At 70.4% G+C, this 16,821-nt stretch carries 15 protein-coding genes and 2 pseudogenes; 7 read left to right on the forward strand and 10 right to left on the reverse strand.

Translation table 11 applies throughout. The annotated features are described in order from the left end of the window. Positions 1-26: 26 nt before the first annotated feature. From ABZ826_RS22175 to ABZ826_RS22190, 4 genes are all read right to left on the reverse strand, one after another. Positions 27-887 carry an amino acid ABC transporter permease gene (locus ABZ826_RS22175; RefSeq protein WP_361450803.1) on the reverse strand — a complete coding sequence of 287 codons (861 nt, stop codon included), beginning with the start codon at positions 885-887 and terminating at the stop codon, positions 27-29. Next, on the reverse strand, positions 884-1,531 hold the full coding sequence (locus ABZ826_RS22180) for an amino acid ABC transporter permease (protein WP_361450806.1): 648 nt from the start codon (positions 1,529-1,531) through the stop codon (positions 884-886). Before ABZ826_RS22180 ends, ABZ826_RS22175 begins: the two co-directional genes overlap by 4 nt. Positions 1,532-1,640: 109 nt before the next feature. Continuing rightward, positions 1,641-2,564: a glutamate ABC transporter substrate-binding protein gene (locus ABZ826_RS22185; RefSeq protein WP_361450809.1), complete on the reverse strand. Its 924-nt coding sequence runs from the start codon at positions 2,562-2,564 to the stop codon at positions 1,641-1,643. Positions 2,565-2,598: 34 nt separating this feature from the next. Continuing rightward, the gene (locus tag ABZ826_RS22190; RefSeq protein WP_114247035.1) at positions 2,599-3,384 is read right to left on the reverse strand and encodes an amino acid ABC transporter ATP-binding protein; all 786 of its coding nucleotides are present in this window, start codon (positions 3,382-3,384) and stop codon (positions 2,599-2,601) included. A gap of 350 nt (positions 3,385-3,734) precedes the next feature. Here ABZ826_RS22190 and ABZ826_RS22195 point away from each other — a divergent pair, with 350 nt between their 5' ends. Further along, positions 3,735-4,427: a response regulator transcription factor gene (locus ABZ826_RS22195; protein WP_361450812.1), complete on the forward strand. Its 693-nt coding sequence runs from the start codon at positions 3,735-3,737 to the stop codon at positions 4,425-4,427. 15 nt (positions 4,428-4,442) lie between these two features. Further along, entirely contained in the window at positions 4,443-5,837 is a 1,395-nt protein-coding gene (locus tag ABZ826_RS22200; RefSeq protein ID WP_361450815.1) for a HAMP domain-containing sensor histidine kinase, read from the forward strand. Positions 5,838-5,913: 76 nt separating this feature from the next. Here the strand turns inward: ABZ826_RS22200 and ABZ826_RS22205 are convergent, their stop codons facing one another. Then, positions 5,914-6,912, reverse strand: a complete 999-nt coding sequence (locus ABZ826_RS22205; protein WP_361450818.1) for a TAXI family TRAP transporter solute-binding subunit — start codon at positions 6,910-6,912, stop codon at positions 5,914-5,916. Between the two features lie 125 nt (positions 6,913-7,037). On the opposite strand from ABZ826_RS22205, the gene miaB reads away from it, so the two are divergent. Then, positions 7,038-8,531, forward strand: coding sequence for a tRNA (N6-isopentenyl adenosine(37)-C2)-methylthiotransferase MiaB (miaB, locus tag ABZ826_RS22210; protein WP_361450910.1), 1,494 nt, complete (start codon positions 7,038-7,040; stop codon positions 8,529-8,531). A 66-nt stretch (positions 8,532-8,597) separates the two neighbouring features. Further along, positions 8,598-9,311 carry a class III extradiol dioxygenase subunit B-like domain-containing protein gene (locus ABZ826_RS22215; RefSeq protein WP_361450821.1) on the forward strand — a complete coding sequence of 238 codons (714 nt, stop codon included), beginning with the start codon at positions 8,598-8,600 and terminating at the stop codon, positions 9,309-9,311. Positions 9,312-9,408: 97 nt separating this feature from the next. Here ABZ826_RS22215 and ABZ826_RS22220 read toward each other — a convergent pair whose 3' ends face one another. From ABZ826_RS22220 to ABZ826_RS22240, 5 genes and pseudogenes are all read right to left on the reverse strand, one after another. Further along, entirely contained in the window at positions 9,409-9,666 is a 258-nt protein-coding gene (locus ABZ826_RS22220; RefSeq protein ID WP_361450824.1) for an antitoxin, read from the reverse strand. A 354-nt stretch (positions 9,667-10,020) separates the two neighbouring features. After that, positions 10,021-12,474: an FtsX-like permease family protein gene (locus ABZ826_RS22225; RefSeq protein ID WP_361450827.1), complete on the reverse strand. Its 2,454-nt coding sequence runs from the start codon at positions 12,472-12,474 to the stop codon at positions 10,021-10,023. Next, a pseudogene (locus ABZ826_RS22230) lies at positions 12,468-13,204 on the reverse strand (ABC transporter ATP-binding protein). The gene ABZ826_RS22225 and the pseudogene ABZ826_RS22230 overlap by 7 nt, the downstream one beginning before the upstream one ends. A gap of 179 nt (positions 13,205-13,383) precedes the next feature. Next, positions 13,384-13,518: a hypothetical protein gene (locus ABZ826_RS22235; RefSeq protein WP_361450829.1), complete on the reverse strand. Its 135-nt coding sequence runs from the start codon at positions 13,516-13,518 to the stop codon at positions 13,384-13,386. Positions 13,519-13,541: 23 nt separating this feature from the next. Beyond that, complete coding sequence (locus ABZ826_RS22240; RefSeq protein WP_361450832.1) at positions 13,542-13,700, reverse strand: hypothetical protein; 159 nt, start codon at positions 13,698-13,700, stop codon at positions 13,542-13,544. Between the two features lie 405 nt (positions 13,701-14,105). On the opposite strand from ABZ826_RS22240, the gene ABZ826_RS22245 reads away from it, so the two are divergent. The 3 genes and pseudogenes from ABZ826_RS22245 (at position 14,106) to ABZ826_RS22255 (ending at position 16,661) form a co-directional block, all read left to right on the forward strand. Continuing rightward, a complete protein-coding gene (locus ABZ826_RS22245) occupies positions 14,106-15,404 on the forward strand; it encodes a sensor domain-containing protein (RefSeq protein WP_361450835.1) in 1,299 nt (432 codons plus the stop codon). Continuing rightward, on the forward strand, positions 15,368-16,036 hold the full coding sequence (locus ABZ826_RS22250) for a response regulator transcription factor (protein ID WP_361450838.1): 669 nt from the start codon (positions 15,368-15,370) through the stop codon (positions 16,034-16,036). Before ABZ826_RS22245 ends, ABZ826_RS22250 begins: the two co-directional genes overlap by 37 nt. 171 nt (positions 16,037-16,207) lie before the next feature. Continuing rightward, positions 16,208-16,661 (forward strand): annotated as a pseudogene (locus ABZ826_RS22255) (phospholipase). The last annotated feature ends 160 nt before the right edge of the window (positions 16,662-16,821 follow it).

Below are 16,821 nucleotides of genomic sequence, written 5' to 3' on the forward strand. Positions count from 1 at the left end.
CCATATGCGAGCTCACCGGACCGGAATCAGCGAGAACGATCAGGAGCTTCGCTTGGCTCGGTGGTTACGGTCGCTGCGATGCCAGTCTTGGTACGCCGCCCGCTCTTCTCGATCCAGGTGGCGAGTGCCGAGAGCAGGAGGCACATGCCGATGTAGATGGCGCCGATGACGATGATGGTCGAGACGTACGGGTACTGCCCGTTCACCTGCGTGTTGGAGGCGATCAGACGGGCGGTCTGAAGCAGCTCCGGGTACAGGATGATGAAGCCCAGCGAGGTGTCCTTGAGGGTCACCACGAGCTGGCTGATGATCGTCGGCAGCATCGCGCGGACGGCCTGCGGAATTAGCACGCTGACCATGACCTGGGTCTTGGTCATACCCAGGGCGTACGCTGCTTCGCTTTGCCCCTTGGGCACCGAGTTGATGCCGGCACGCAACACCTCGGCCTGGACGCAGCCGTTGTAGACCGACAATCCGAGCGCGAGCGCCCACATCGAGTAGTCGGTGAGGAAGCCGACCCAGATCGCGTAGATGGTGATCAGCAGCGGGATCGAGCGGAACAGCTCGATGAAGGCGGTGGCCAGCCAGCGGACCGGCTTGTGGTCCGAGAGGCGGCCCACGGCGAGGACCGCGCCAAGGATCAGTGAGCCGAGTGCGGCCAGACCGAAGGCCTTCAGAGTGGCGAGTACAGCGTCGGCGATGTTCTGCCGGATACCCGCGTAGTTGAAGATGTCCCACATCTCAGGGGCCAGATGCCCCTTGTCGGACAACCGCACGAAGCTGAGCGCGAGCAACGCCAGGATGGCGATGAATCCGACGACCGCGTAGAGCCGGTTGCGTACGGCGGCCTTCGGGCCTGGTGTGTCGTAGAGCACGCTGGCACTCATCGGGCGACCTCCATGCGACGTTCGACCGTCCAGAAGAGGCCGCTGATGGCAAAGGTGACGACCAGGTAGCCGAGGGCCACCCAGATGAAGACAGGAGTGATGGCATAACCGCGGTCACTCATGAGCTTCTGCCAGCCGAACAGCTCCGTGACACTGAAGGCGCCGGCGATCGCCGAGTTCTTGGTGAGTGCGATGAAAATGCTGCTCAGCGGAGGAATGACGGTCCGCGTGGCCTGCGGCAGCACCACGATCCTCAGCGTCTGGGAGAACGTCATACCGATGGAACGGGCGGCCTCTGCCTGGCCCAGCGGGACGGTGTTGATGCCTGAGCGGACTGCTTCACACACGAACGACGAGGTGTAGAAGCCGAGTGCCAGCGAGCCGAGCAGGAACGGGCTCATGCCAGGGAAGAAGATCTCCGGTACGACGAAGAAGGAGACCAGGAAGAGGAGAGTCAGAGGGGTGTTGCGCAGCAGCGTCACCCACGCGGTGCCGAAGATCCGTAGCGGCGGCACCGGCGAGACCCTGAATCCGGCAATGAGGACACCGAGGACCAGCGCGATGACCGAGCTGACGGCGGTGATCGACACGGTTCCTATGAAGCCGTCGCGGAACTCTGGGAAATTGTCGAGCAGTACATTCATGAGATCTCCGCGTCGGCGGTCAGCGGCATCGGGGCAGGGAAGGAGGGGTATCCCGTACGCGCTCCGGGAGGCGGAACCGCGTACGGGACACGTAAGTCAACTGGCGACGTCAGTAACGGTCGATGGCCGGCGGAGCGGCGTACTTCGAGCCGGACAGACCCAGGGTCGCCTCGTAGATCTTCTGGTACGTCCCATCGGCGATGTGCTTCTTCAGCGAGTCGTCGATGGCGTTGCGCAGCACCTTGTCGTCCTTGTTGAGGCCCACACCGTACGGCTCCTCCGTGAAGGGCTTGCCGACGACCTTGAGCTTGCCGGGGTTCTGCGCGGCATAGCCCTTCAGGATCGAGTCGTCGGTGGTAACCGCGTCGATCTGCTTGGTCAGCAACTGCTGTACGCAGTCGGAGTACTTGGCCAGTTCGACAACCTTCGCGCCGTACTCGGGCTTCTTGATCTCCTGGAGCGGCGTGGAGCCGACGATGGAGCAGACCTTCTTGCCCTTCACGGCGTCCTTGCCGGTGATGGACGTGTCGTCCTTGCGCACAAGCAGGTCGGCGCCTGCCTTGTAGTACGGGCCGGCAAAGCCGACCTGCTTCTTGCGCTCGTCGTTGATTGTGTAAGTACCGACGAAGTAGTCGACCTGGCCCCTGGAGATCGCCGTCTCACGAATGCCGGAGTCCACGGTCTTCCACTCGATCTGCTTCTCGGAGAAGCCAAGGTCGGCGGCGATCATTTTGGCGATCTCGATGTCGAAGCCGGAGCGCTCCTTCGTCGACTGGTCCTCGAAGCCCAGGTACGGCTGGTCGGCCTTGGCGCCGATGACCAGCTTGCCGCGCTTCTTCGCCTCCTTGAAGGTCGGCGAGTCCAGGTCGACGCCCGTCGCGACGGTGTATGTCGGCAGCTTGGGGGCGTCAGACGCACCGGGCTTGGTTCCGGACGGCTTGTCGCCGGCCGAGCCCTCCTTGCCACCACAGGCGGTCGCGGTCAGGGCGAGCACGGCGATGGCCGCAACGGCGGCCGACTTGCGGAGCTTCATGTGATTTGTTTCCTTATGCCGTGGGTCGTTGTCATCAGTGGTGAAGGATCTTCGACAGGAAGTCCTTGGCCCGGTCGCTGCGCGGGTTGCTGAAGAACTGGTCGGGCGTGGCCTCTTCGACGATCTTTCCGTCCGCCATGAAGACGACGCGGTTCGCGGCCGAGCGCGCGAAGCCCATCTCATGGGTGACGACGACCATCGTCATGCCGTCCCGGGCTAGCTGCTGCATGACGTCCAGCACCTCGTTGATCATCTCCGGGTCGAGCGCGGAGGTCGGCTCGTCGAAGAGGATCACCTTCGGGTCCATCGCCAACGCCCGTGCGATGGCTACGCGTTGCTGCTGGCCGCCGGAGAGCTGGGCGGGGTACTTGTCGGCCTGCGTCGCCACGCCCACCCGGTCCAGCAGCGAACGGGCCTTGTCCTCGGCCGCCTTCTTGTCCGTCTTGCGAACCTTGAGCTGGCCCAGCATCACGTTTTCGAGCACCGTCTTGTGCGCGAAGAGATTGAACGACTGGAAGACCATGCCGACATCGGCGCGCAGCCTGGCCAGCTCCCTGCCCTCCTCGGGCAGCGGCTTGCCGTCGATCGATATGGCGCCCGAGTCGATCGTCTCCAAGCGGTTGATCGTGCGGCACAGCGTGGACTTCCCGGACCCGGAGGGCCCGATGACGACCACGACCTCGCCACGGGCGATGGTCAGGTCGATGTCCTGGAGCACATGCAGCGCGCCGAAGTGCTTGTTGACGTTGCTCAGTACGACAAGGTCGTTCGCCGCAGGTGCGGCGTCCTCGGCGCCCTTGGTCACTGAAACTCCGCTCATCGGCTTCTTGCTCCGTCCTCCTCGGTTGGGAAGGACCCTAGGGCGCGGTGGGATCAGCGTCATCACATCTGAGGGAGAATTGAGGATAACGATCCGGCGGCACCCGGACACACCGTGTGAACAGGGCGGCAGGCGGTGCGCCCCGGGCGTACCGGGTGCATAACGGATGGCTCGATGCGAGGGGCGGGCCCTTGACTGACGTACCGGTCATCGGAGTGGATGCCCTGGTACGCCATGACGTGAAACACCTCGGTACGGGGAAGTGACGAGAGGTGTACGAAGGCGTACAGGAGACCGCACCGGCACCCCGTCCCCGGGAACCGGCATCGCACCATCGGAAAGGGGAGGGCATGAGACTGCTGCTCGTCGAGGACGACAACCACGTCGCGGCCGCCCTCTCCGCGGTCCTCGCCCGGCACGGCTTCCGGGTCGTGCACGCCCGCAGCGGCGAGGAGGCGCTGCAGGCGCTGCTGCCCGCGGACACGGAGCCCTTCGGTGTCGTGCTCCTCGACCTCGGCCTGCCCGACCAGGACGGCTACGAGGTGTGCGGGAAGATCCGCAAGCGCACCTCCACCCCGGTGATCATGGTGACCGCGCGCGCCGATGTCCGGTCGCGGATCCACGGCCTCAATCTCGGGGCCGACGACTACGTGGTCAAGCCGTACGACACCGGCGAGCTCCTCGCCCGTATCCATGCCGTCAGCCGCCGCAAACCGGCCGGCGACGACACCGTGCCCACACCCGTCGCCGCCCTTCGGCTCGGACACGTCCGGATCGAGCTGCCGACCCGCCGGGTCTCCGTCGACGGCTGCGAAGTCCAGCTCACCCGCAAGGAGTTCGACCTGCTCGCGCTGCTCGCCCAGCGCCCCGGGGTGGTCTTCCGCCGGGAGCAGATCATCAGTGAGGTGTGGCGTACGAGTTGGGAGGGAACGGGGCGCACACTCGAAGTGCACGTCGCGTCCCTGCGTTCCAAACTGCGGCTGCCCGCACTGATCGAGACGGTGCGCGGGGTCGGCTACCGCCTCGTCGCCCCGTCCGCGTAGAGGCGTACGTCCCAGGTGCGCACCCGGCTGCTTCCGCTGCTCATCATCCTCATGGCGAGCGTGCTGCTCGCCCTCGGCTTCCCGCTGGCCGTCAGCGTGGCCGGTGCCCAGCAGCAGCGCGTCGTCATCGACCGCATCGACGACACGGCACGCTTCGCCGCGCTCGCCCAGTTCATCGCCGAACGGACCCCCGGTTACGACGAGCGCCGCCGCATCCTGCGCAGCGAACTGGACACCTACGCCTCGGTGTACGGCATCCGCGCCGGTGTCTTCTACCGGGATGACAGCGCCATGGCGAAGGCCCCGGCCACCTGGCAGCTGCCGATCGAGGGGGAGGGGAGGGAGGCCTTCAAGGAGGCGCTCCTCGGGCGTCGCAGCCACGATCCGCCGCAGGTCTGGCCCTGGCAGCGGGGCAGGGTCGTCGTCGCCTCGCCCGTCGTACGGGACGGCGATGTGGTCGCCGTCGTGGTCATCGACTCACCCACCACCGAGATGCGCGCGCGCACGCTGCGCGGCTGGCTGCTCATCGCGGCCGGCGAAGTGGTCGCGATGCTGGTGGCGGTCGGCGCCGCGATCCGGCTCACCGGCTGGGTGCTGCTGCCCGTACGGACCCTGGACGCGGCCACCCACGACATCGCCAGCGGCCGGATGCGATCCCGGGTCGCGGCCTCCGGAGGACCGCCGGAACTCAGGCGCCTGGCCCGCTCGTTCAACGAGATGGCCGACAACGTCGAGGACGTGCTGGAGCAGCAGCGCGCCTTCGTCGCCGACGCCTCGCACCAGCTGCGCAACCCCCTTGCCGCTCTGCTGCTTCGCATCGAGCTCCTCGCGCTCGAACTCCCCGAGGGCAACGAGGAGATCGCCTCGGTGCGCACGGAGGGCAAGCGCCTCGCACAGGTCCTGGACGACCTGCTCGACCTGGCGCTGGCCGAGCACGCCGGGGCCGACCTGCAGCTCACGGACATAGGCGCCCTCACCGCGGAACGTGTGGCCTCCTGGCGGCCGGTGGCCGAGGAGAAGGGGGTGGCGCTCAGGGCGGACGGCTCAGCCGCCGTGACGGCCTGGGCGGAGCCCATCGCGCTGTCGAGCGCCCTCGACGCCATCATCGACAACGCCCTGAAGTTCACGCCCGCCGACGAGGAGGTCCACGTCACGGTCGCCTCCGGCCGCGCCGACGTCACCGTTGTCGTCGCCGACCGCGGACCGGGCCTCACCGCACAGGAGATGGAACGCGTCGGCGACCGCTTCTGGCGCAGCACCCGTCACCAGAACGTGCAGGGTTCCGGCCTCGGGCTCTCCATCGCCCAGGCCCTCCTGGCCGCGGGGGGCGGCTCCCTCCGCTATGCCGCCCATGAGCCGCACGGGCTGCGGGTGACGGTGTCGGTGCCGCGCGACAACCCGCAGGGCTGATGGACTGTCGGGCGACCTCCGATCGAAGGTCACCCGACAGGCTCTGAGCGGGGCGGGAAGGGGAGCGGCCCGGCGATCAGGGTTTGACCGAGCGGTAGTAGCGCCTGGCCCCTTCGTGCAGCGGCAGGGGATCGGTGTAGATAGCCGTACGCAGATCCACCAGCTGGGCGGCGTGCACCTCGCGCCCGATCCGGTCCCGGCTGTCGATCACGGTCCGGGTGAACGCCTCGGTCATCGCCGGATCCGTACGGTCCGTGGTCACCAGCACATTGGCGACCGCCACCGTCGGCACGGCCTGCCCCTGCTGGGCGCTGCGGTAGGCGTCGGCGGGCATCACGGCCGAGCGGTAGTAGCGGGCGGAGCCGCCCGCGGCCTGAAGCTCCTTGATCAGCGGGGCCTCCAGCGGCACCAGCCGGATCGCGAACCGGTCCGACAGTTCCTGCACGGCGGAGGTGGGCAGTCCGCCGGACCAGAAGAAGGCGTCGATCCGGCCGTTCTCCAGTTCCTTCGGCATGGTGTCGATGCCGTTGGGGACCGGCGTCACATCGTCGGTGGGATCGAGACCGGCGGCCGCCATCAGCCGGTCGGCGACCAGCCGCACGCCCGACCCCGGCTGGCCCACCCCGACGCGCTTGCCGAGCAGGTCCGAGACCTTCCGTACCTCCGAGTTGCGGGGTACGACCAGCTGGATGTAGTCGTCGTACAACCGCACACAGCCCCGCAGCCGGTCGGCGCCGGGCCCGCCGCTGCGCAGATAGGTGGCGAGGGCGTCGGTGGTGGCGATGGTGAAGTCGGCCTCGCCGGTCGCCACCCGGGCGATGTTCTGCTGCGAGCCCTCACTGGTCTGCAGCTGTATCGACACCTTCGGCAGATCCTTGGCCAGATCTCCCCGGAGCCGCTCGCCGTAGCGCTGGTAGACGCCGCTGCGCACACCGGTGCTGAAGGTCAGCGTGCCGCTCGGCGCCGGTTTCCCGAGCGGGAGCAGCCACCACAGCAGCAGCCCGAGCACGACGACGAGGGCCGCGCACGCCTGGAGGGTGCGCCGCCGGCCGATACGGGACAGTGCCTGGAGCATGGCGGCGATCCTGCCAGCCCGTCCCGGCGATGACCAGGGCCGGGCCCCGGGGGTGATCAGCATCGCGACCGGGCCGGAGCCCTTACCCTGGACGGGTGAGCGGCAACGACGTGGCTGGTGGAGTAGTGGACGGTTTGAAAACGTACGAGGTGCGCACCTACGGGTGCCAGATGAACGTCCACGACTCCGAGCGGCTGTCGGGACTGCTGGAGGACGCGGGTTACGTACGTGCCGCCGAGGGCTCCGACGGCGACGCCGACGTCGTCGTCTTCAACACCTGCGCGGTCCGGGAGAACGCCGACAACAAGCTCTACGGCAACCTCGGCCGGCTCGCCCCTATGAAGACCAGGCGCCCCGGCATGCAGATCGCCGTCGGCGGCTGCCTGGCGCAGAAGGACCGCGACACCATCGTCCGGCGGGCCCCCTGGGTGGACGTCGTCTTCGGCACGCACAACATCGGCAAGCTGCCAGTGCTGCTGGAGCGCGCCCGTGTCCAGGAGGAGGCGCAGATCGAGATCGCCGAATCCCTGGAGGCCTTCCCCTCCACGCTGCCCACCCGCCGTGAGTCCGCCTACGCGGCGTGGGTCTCCATCTCCGTCGGCTGCAACAACACCTGCACCTTCTGCATCGTCCCGGCGCTGCGCGGCAAGGAGAAGGACCGCCGCACCGGCGACATCCTCGCCGAGATCGAGGCACTGGTCGCCGAGGGCGTCTCGGAGATCACCCTGCTCGGCCAGAACGTGAACGCGTACGGCTCCGACATCGGCGACCGCGAGGCATTCTCCAAGCTGCTGCGCGCCTGCGGGAAGATCGAGGGCCTGGAGCGGGTCCGTTTCACCTCGCCGCATCCCCGCGACTTCACGGACGACGTGATCGCGGCGATGGCCGAGACGCACAATGTGATGCCCCAGCTGCACATGCCGATGCAGTCGGGTTCGGACACCATCCTCAAGGCGATGCGGCGCTCGTACCGCCAGGAGCGTTTCCTCGGCATCATCGAGAAGGTGCGCGCCGCGATGCCGGACGCCGCCATCTCCACAGACATCATCGTGGGCTTCCCCGGCGAGACCGAGGAGGACTTCGAGCAGACCATGCACGCGGTCCGCGAGGCGCGCTTCGCCAACGCCTTCACCTTCCAGTACTCCAAGCGTCCCGGAACCCCGGCCGCCGAGATGGACGGGCAGATTCCCAAGGAGGTCGTCCAGGAGCGGTACATGCGCCTGTCCGCCCTCCAGGAGGAGATCTCCTGGGAGGAGAACAAGAAGCAGGTCGGCCGGACGCTGGAGATCATGGTCGCGGAGGGCGAGGGCCGCAAGGACGGCGCCACCCACCGCCTTTCCGGTCGTGCCCCCGACAACCGCCTGGTCCACTTCACCAAGCCGGACGAGGATGTGCGGCCGGGCGATGTAGTGACCGTGGAGATCACCTACGCGGCCCCGCACCACCTGCTCGCCGAGGGTGCTCCGGTGGGCGTACGGCGGACTCGCGCCGGGGACGCCTGGGAGAAGCGCACGGCCGGCGGAGCCGCCAAGCCGGCCGGAGTGATGCTGGGGCTGCCGGGTATCGGTGCCCCGGAGCCGCTGCCGGCCACGGCCGCCCCCGGCTGCGGCTGCGACTGACGCCCGAGGGACGGACGACGACGATGGCCGACGGCGGGGGCTTGGCCACGCAGTACGCTGCCCACCATGCTTGTCGCCGCCGCTGTCTGCCCCTGTCCGCCGCTGCTGGTGCCCGAGGTCGCGGCCGGTGCCGCCCCCGAGCTCGACGCCCTGCGGGACGCCTGCGCCGATGCCCTCGGCGTGCTGGCCGCCGCCCGCCCCGATCTGCTGATCGTGATCGGGGCCGCGGACCACGAGGGCCGTGGCCCGCACCCTGAAGGGGCCACCGGCACCTTCCAGGGCTTCGGTGTGGATCTCGGGGTACGGCTCGGGCGTGACCGCGGGTCCGTGGCGGACCGGTCGCTTCCACCGTCCCTGGCCGTCGGTGCCTGGCTGCTCGCCCGCGTGGGCTGGGCCGCCGCGCCGGTCGAGGGGCTCGGTGTGGGGGCGCCGCTCGAAACCGAACGCTGCACAAGCACCGGACGGGACCTGGCCGCCAGGGCCGGCCGGTTGGCGCTGCTGGTGATGGGCGACGGCAGCGCCTGCCGCACGCTCAAGGCCCCCGGCTATCTGGACGACCGCGCCGAGGCGTTCGACGCGGCGGTTGCCCGCGCGCTGGCCGCGGCGGACCCAGGGGCGCTGAGGGCGCTGGACGCGTCGCTGGCGCACGAACTGAAGGCGGCAGGCCGGGCGCCGTGGCAGGTGCTCGCGGGCGCGGCCGAGGGAGCGGGTCTGGGCGGCCGACTGCTGTACGAGGACGCCCCGTACGGCGTGGGCTACCTGGTCGCCACCTGGTCCTGAGCCCGTGCCACACCCCGGCAGCGGCTACTGACGGCGGCCGTGCGGTGTGGTCGCCGCACGGCCGCCGGTCGGTCCCGCCCGGTTGACCGGTCGTTGTTCAGGAAGCGGGCGGTGTGGGTGGTGTCGGCGGCGTACCGCCTTCGTCGTGTTTGTGAGACAGCCGCTCGACCGCTTCCCTGGCCTTTTTCGTGCCGGACTCGATCTTGTCGCTGTACTTGCCCTTGGTCTTTTGGTCGACCGTCCGTGCGGCTTTTTCGAGCCCGTGGTCGATCTTGTCCCCGTGCTGCTGCGCGAGATCGCCGACCTTGTCCTTGGCGGGGCTCAGCTTGGCCTTCAAAGTGTCCAGGAAGCCCATCGGGCACCTTCCCTGCTGGGGGACTGGGGTCGGGCGCCCTCTCCGGCCCCGCTGCCGACCGCCGCGTCGGGCAGTCCCGCATAAGGGGCAAACCATGAAAAACGCCCGTATTCACCTATGAATTCTACTGGCATGGGCGCAGATCCGCGTCGGCCGGGGCGTGCCGGTTCCCTGTCCCGCGCCTGCCCCGGGGCCGGAACGCCAAACGCTCCCTCGTCCGGCCCCGCTCTCCGGCTCGCATCAGCGCCCGCGTGAGCCGGCCGGGCCCGCCGCGCCCGGAACGGGGCCGCACAGGATCGCGGTGGCGATGGCCGAACCCTCGGCCTGAACCCGTGCCCGGCCCTTTGCGTCCGCTCACTCCCGCAAGCCGGCCGACTCCACCGCCCGGCGCCGCAAGGTGGACCAGGCCGGGGCCATCGTCGAGACGACGGCGAGGACGGCGCAGGCGCCGACGGTCGCGCCGAGCGTCGACCACGGGACCTCGATGCTGGTCCACACCTTGAGCAGGCCGAGGGCAGTCCAGATCCCCAGCAGGTTGAGCGCGGCGACGAGGAGACCGAGCACCCCGCCAACCGCCACCACCATCAGGGCCTCCGCACCGACCAGTCGCAGCACCTGCCACTTGGTCGCCCCGGCCAGACGGAGCACCGCCAGGTCGCGGACCCGGTCGGACGTCGCCATGACCAGGGTGTTGGCGAGGGCGATCCCCGTACAGAGGAGAGCGATGCCGAGGACGAGCAGGAAGCCGAGGCGGGTGGTCCGGTCGGTCTCCGGGTAACTCGCCCGCACCCACTGTTCCTCGGAACGCACCTGCCCACCGCCCGCGACGGCCGCGCGCAGCCCTGCGGCGACCGCGGTGGCGTCAGCGCCGCCCGCGACCTTCACGTCGACCCGGTCGACACTCGCGCCCGGGGCGTTGCGCGCAGTGACGTAGACGCCGTTGTCGCCGGTGCCGGTGCGCATCACCGCCGCGATCCTCAGCGACTTCATCGTGCCATCCCCGAGCCAGACGTCGACGCGCTGTCCGACGGTGTGCCGCGACCACTCCTCATTGACGATGATCGAGTCGTCGCCGAGATCGGCGACCCGGCCCGACGCGATCGGCAGCCGCGTGGTCCTGGCGAGCATCGCCGGAGCGGCCGCCCGTGCCGCGGACTTGATGAGCGCCACGCCGTCCTCCAGGACGTAGACGGCGCTCGCGGAGGTCGCGGACACCTCGGCGCCCTCGACCTTCCGCAGCCGTTCGACGGTGGCCGCGTCGAAGCCTGCCGGGCCCGCGGGCGACACCACGTAGTCGGCGGCGGCCTGGTCGCGGGTCTCGGTGGCCTTGGCCTCGTTGAGCGTCGCGGTCGCGCCGAGCAGGGAGCCCGCGAGGGCGACCGTGACCAGGACGGGGGCCGCGACGGCCGCGGTGCGACGGATGCCCGCCGCCGCGTTCTCGCGCACCAGCATGCCGCCCGCGCCCGGGAGCTGGGCCGGGAGCCAGGCGATGAGCCGGGTCAGCGGGCGCACCAGGACGGGCGCGAGCAGGGCGACCGCGGCGATCAGGAGCATCGGGCGGCTCACGTACGTCTTGCGGTGGAGCAGTTCGCCCGGTTCCGTGGACAGTGCCATGGCGAGCGCCACGACCGCGGCGAGCAGCAGGCCTCCGCCGAGGAGCCGACGGCCCGAGGTCATCGTCCTGGAGTCCACGGACGCCTCGCGCAGCGCCTGGGCCGGGCCGGTCCTGCCCGCCCGCCACGACGCGGCGACCACTCCGCAGAGCGCCACCAGCAGGCCGGTCCAGAAGGCCATGTGGTACGGCCAGGTGTAGTCACCGATGGTGAACCAGCTCGGCGACAGCTCACTGTCGACGACCCACCGGGCCAGCCGAGGGGCGCCGTACGAGCCGAGGACACAGCCGGCGGCCGACGCGAGGACACCGACGAGCAGGGCCTCGGCGAAGACCATCCGGCGGATCTGCCCGGGGGTCGCGCCCGCCGTGCGCAGCAGACCGAACTCGCGGCGCCGCTGGGCCACCGCGAACGCGAACGTCGATGCCACCACGAACACCGATACGAAGCCGGTGACACCGGCGGCCGTGCCGAACATGGCGTTCATCGCGACCAGAGCCTCGCTGTCGCGGTCCGGGTCGGCGTCCGCGAGCCTGCGGTCGTCGCCCGTCAGCACGCGCACACCCGGGCTGCCCTGCGTCGCCCGGCGCACCGCGTCGGCGTCGGCATCGACCACCAACTGGACGCTGTGCGGCGAAAGTCGGGCGGCCAGCGCATCCGTGAAGAAGAGCGCGTCCTCGAAGCCGAGCCCGGTCACGGTGCCCGTGACGCGCACGGTGCCGCGGTCCGTGGCGACGCGCTGCCCCACAGCGGCCCAGTCGCCGCCGACGACGACCTGGTCGGCGGCCCGGGGCGCGTGCCCCTCGTTGATCCGGTACGGGGCGAAGGCGGCGGTAGACCAGGGATGGCCCACCAGGTCACCGGGCCCGCCCTCGGCGCGTACGGCGAACGAGCGGTCCTCGACCACCCGGCCGAGCTCACGCAGCTTCATCACGAGGGGGGCCGGCACGGCGCGCGGCTCGGCCAGCTTCTTGACCCGGTCGCCGATCCGGGTCGGCACCCGGAGCTCGTCCGCGCCCTTCACCACGACCGGCGCGGCGGCGAACCGTTCCGGCCCCCGGTCCGGCGCGTCGAGCGAGGAGGCGAGGGCCAGCCCCATGACGGCGATCAGCGCGACACCGAGCGACAGCGCGACGAAGCTGCCGACGAAGGTGATCCAGCGGGTGCGCAGGGTCCGCAGGGCGATGCTCAGCACGGCACGGCCTCCAGTTGGGTCATGCGGGCGGCGATCTCTTCGGCGTCCGCCCCGATCAGCTCGCCGTTGACGCGCCCGTCGACGAGGAGGACGACACGGTCCGCGTAGGCGGCGGCCACCGGATCGTGCGTGACCATGACGACCGTCTGCTCCTCCTGGTCGACCATGTCGCGGAGCAGGGCGAGCACCTCGCGGCTGGTCTGCGAGTCGAGCGCGCCGGTCGGCTCGTCGCCGAAGAGCACCTCGGGGCGGGTGATCAGGGCCCGCGCCAGTGCCACGCGCTGCTGCTGGCGCCGGACATCTCGGAGGGCCGGTGCCCCGCGCGTTTGTCGAGGCCGACCTGGTGCAGCACCTCACGGACCCGGGCCCGTGAGGGACGCCGCCCGGCCAGGCGCAGCGGCAACGCCACGTTCTGCTCGGCGGTCAGCGAGGGCAGCAGGTTGAACGCCTGGAACACAAAGCCGATGCGGTCTCGGCGCAGCAGGGTCAGCCTGGTCTCGGTCAGCCCGGTCAGTTCGGTGCCGCCCACGGTGACCGAGCCCGAGGTGGGCCGGTCGAGCCCGGCCGCGCACTGCAACAGCGTCGACTTGCCGGAACCGGACGGGCCCATGACAGCGGTGAATGTGCCCTTGGGAAAGCCGAGAGAGACATGGTCGAGGGCGGTCACCGCGCTGCCCCCCGACCCGTACTGCCTGCTCACGGAACGCAACTTGATGGCGTCGTCAGTCATTTTTCCGCTCATTCGGTGTCGGTCACCCCGCACATCGGGCGGGGCGGATGATCGGGAGCGCGTCGGCCGCCCTGCCCCGGCCGGGCCGTTGCCGGGCGGCCCGGAGGTGGTGCGCGGGGTGCAGGAGGCTGCACGCGGCACGGGCCGGCCCGGCCCCGCGGGGCCCACGACCCACCCGATCAGGACCAAGGCGGGCGCCGCCCGGCGCTGTTGACCAGGGACCGGCCCAGGTAGCGGCGCGGCGGCATCCGGGTGGCCGCGCACAGGGTCGGCACGACGGTGCGCAGGACGGCGGTGAAGGCGCCGACGAACACCGTCGCACCGCCGCGCCGTTCGATCAGGCCGAGGGCCCGTTCGGCGGGCCGCTGCCACCGCCCACCGGCAGCAGCGCACGCACCAGCGGTGGCGCCGCCTCCGGCGCGGGCAGGAGCAGCACCGCAGCCAGGACGCCGGGACTTCCGTACACCAGCGTGTGGTCGGTCAGCCAAGTCACCATCGGGATGCCGCCTTCCTCGCAACTTCGATGGCTCCACGAAACCGTGCCGCAGGGGGCCGGCGCAGTGCGGCAGGACCGAGACCTGGGGTAGGGCCAGGCATACCTTCCGCGTTCGGTCCAGCTCGCCCCGGTGCACGTCCGGTTCGCGACGAGCGCGTGCCCGCGGCAGCGTCCAGGGCGGCCGGCCGGACCACTCTGTGGAACCGGTGGTGGGGTTCACCCGCCGCGTCGATGGCCGGCACCTCCAAGAGCGACTTCTCACGGCACTCATCCGCGCTTCCTCCAGCCGCGGCAGCTCCGCCTCGGCGAGACAGTGCGTCACCGGGGAAGGTAGGGCCTGCCCTACCCCGAACGCGCCCACTGGACCGATGGTGCGGCCGGTTTCGCGCCTTCTAGGGTGGCGCGATGCACCCTCGGAATGTGTGGCAGGCCATGACCGGGCCGGACTTCCTGCGTTCGGCCTGGCCCTGGCGGTCGATGGCGTATCTGGTCACCGGCGTGGTGGCCGGAGCCGTCGCGCTGGTCTCGGTCGTGACGGCGGCCGCGGTCGGCGGGGTGCTCGCCGTCGTCCTGGTGGGTCTGCCGCTCCTCGTGCTCGCGGCGCTTGCCGGGATCCCGGTGGCGTCCGTGGAACGGCGCCGGTTGCGCCTCATCGATCTCGACCCGGCCGCCGACCAGCACCGCACGCCGTCCGTGCCGGGCCTGTGGGGATGGCTGCGGACGCGGCTGCGGGAGCAGGTGACCTGGCGTGAACTCGGGTACACGCTGCTGTTCGCGGTGGTGCTGTGGCCGCTCGACGCGCTCGCCGTCATGGCGGGTCTGCTGTGCCCGGCGTCGATGGCCGCCACGCCGGTCCTGCTGGCGACCCTCGGGGACGGCCGGGAGACGAAGGTGCTCAAGCAGTGGACGGTCACCACCTGGCCGGCGGCGTTCGGTGTCGCCGTGCTCGGAGTGGTGCTGCTCGCCCTGGGCGCGTACCTCCTGGGGCTCGTCGCCGGGGCGCGGGCCGAGCTGACCCGCCTTCTGATCGCCCCGAGGGACGCCGACCTGGGTGCGAAGGTCACCGAACTCGTACGTTCCCGGGTACGGCTGGTGGACGCCTTCGAGACGGAGCGGCGCCGCATCGAACGCGATCTGCACGACGGGGCACAGCAGCGCCTGGTCGCGCTGACGATGACACTCGGCCTGGCCCGCCTCGACGCACCTCCCGGGCCACTGGCCGACCAGCTCGCCAAGGCCCATGACGAGGCGGGCAAGACGCTCAAGGACCTACGCGAACTCATCCACGGCATCCACCCCAGGGTGCTCACGGACTACGGCCTGGAGGCGGGGGTGGCGGACGCCGCCGACCGTTCGGCGATTCCGGTCGAGACGGTCCTGCGAGTCCCGGAACGACTGCCCCGAGCGGTGGAGGCCGCGGCGTACTTCGTCGTGTCCGAGGCGCTGGCCAACGTGGCCAAGCACAGCGGGGCGAGCCGCGCCGAGGTGATCGGCGGGCACCGGGACGGGCGGCTGGTCCTGGAGGTGCGCGACGACGGCCGGGGCGGTGCGAACGAGGAGGGCGGCAGCGGACTCACCGGACTCGCGGACCGGGTGTCGGTCCTCGATGGCAGACTTGTCCTGTCCAGCCCGCCGGGTGGGCCGACCCTGCTGCGTGTGGAGATTCCTTGCGACCCCTACGAGCGGACCGACCCCTGCGCGTAGTCCTGGCCGAAGACAGCGTGCTGCTGCGCGAGGGACTCATCGGTCTGCTGACCCGCTGCGGCCATGAGGTGGTCGCCGCGGTCGGGGACGCGCCGGGGCTGCTCACCGCGGTCGCCGAGCACCATCCGGACATCGTCGTGACCGATGTGCGGATGCCGCCCGGCTTCCAGGACGAGGGCCTGCACGCGGCGGTCCAATTGCGCGAGAAACAGCCGACGTTGCCCGTCCTGGTCCTGAGCCAGTATGTGCAGCGGGCCTACGCGTCCGAGCTGCTCGACTCCGGAGACGGCTCGGGCGTCGGCTATCTCCTCAAGGACCGTGTCGGCCAGGTCGAGGAGTTCGTGCACGCGTTGGCAGAGGTCGCCGACGGCGGCACCGTCGTCGACCCGGAGGTGGTACGCCAACTGCTGCGCCGTCGCCGGGACCCGTTGGAGCGGCTGACACCGCGTGAGCGGGAGGTCCTCGCCCTGGTCGCCGAGGGCAGGTCGAACGGCGCGATCGCCCGCGAACTGGTCGTCTCCGAGGCGGCGGTCGGCAAGCACATCGGCAGCATCCTCACCAAACTCGACCTGCCCCCGGCGGACGCGACGCACCGCCGGGTGCTCGCCGTGCTCGCTTTCCTGAGGGCCTGACACCTCCTCGGCCATCTTCGGCCTCCCTCGGCCATCTTCGGCCTTTCTCGGCAGCCTCCCCGGCCAGGCGATATAGCTTCAGCGCACATCCGCCGTATGCCCGTGGCGGAAGCCGGGCGCGCCCCGACGAACCCGCGTCGCGGTCGCCCTCACCCGCCATGGAGGACATTCATGCGTCGGCACATCCCCGTCTCGCTGGCCGGCACGGCACTCGCCATGACCCTCGCTCTGCTGTCGGTGACACCCGCCTCGGCGGCCCCCGCCGACAAGGGCGCGGTTCTCGCCCGCTGGACGCAGTCCGGCGTGACCAGTCATGACGCGTTCTTCGCAGCCCGCGCCGACCAGGGTGCCTGGAGCGCGTACGGCTCCGAGTGGTCCACGGACTACTGCACCACCTCGCCGGACAACCCCCTGGGCTTCCCCTTCCGGAACGCCTGTGCCCGTCATGACTTCGGCTACCGCAACTACAAGGCGGCCGGCTCCTTCGGGGCCACCAAGTTCCGCCTGGACGACGCCTTCTACGGCGACCTCAAGCGGGTGTGCGCGACCTACTCGGGCGTGAAGAAGACCACCTGCGACGCGAACCGCCTGGACGTACTACCAGGCGGTCGACAAGCTCGGCTGAGGACGTTCGGGAGGCGTTCGTGAGTGCCCTCAGGGCCCTGGCCCGTCGCTTCCGGCTCCATACCGGTGGGGCCGGGCCCGTCCGAGGCCGGCCCCACCGGCTGCGGGACCGGGCCCGTCAGGCCGCGTACGAAGGGGGGCGGCGCGGCCCGATCCTGCCG

Origin of the sequence: Streptomyces sp. NPDC047515, assembly GCF_040643055.1 — a bacterium.
Lineage (GTDB): Bacteria > Actinomycetota > Actinomycetes > Streptomycetales > Streptomycetaceae > Streptomyces.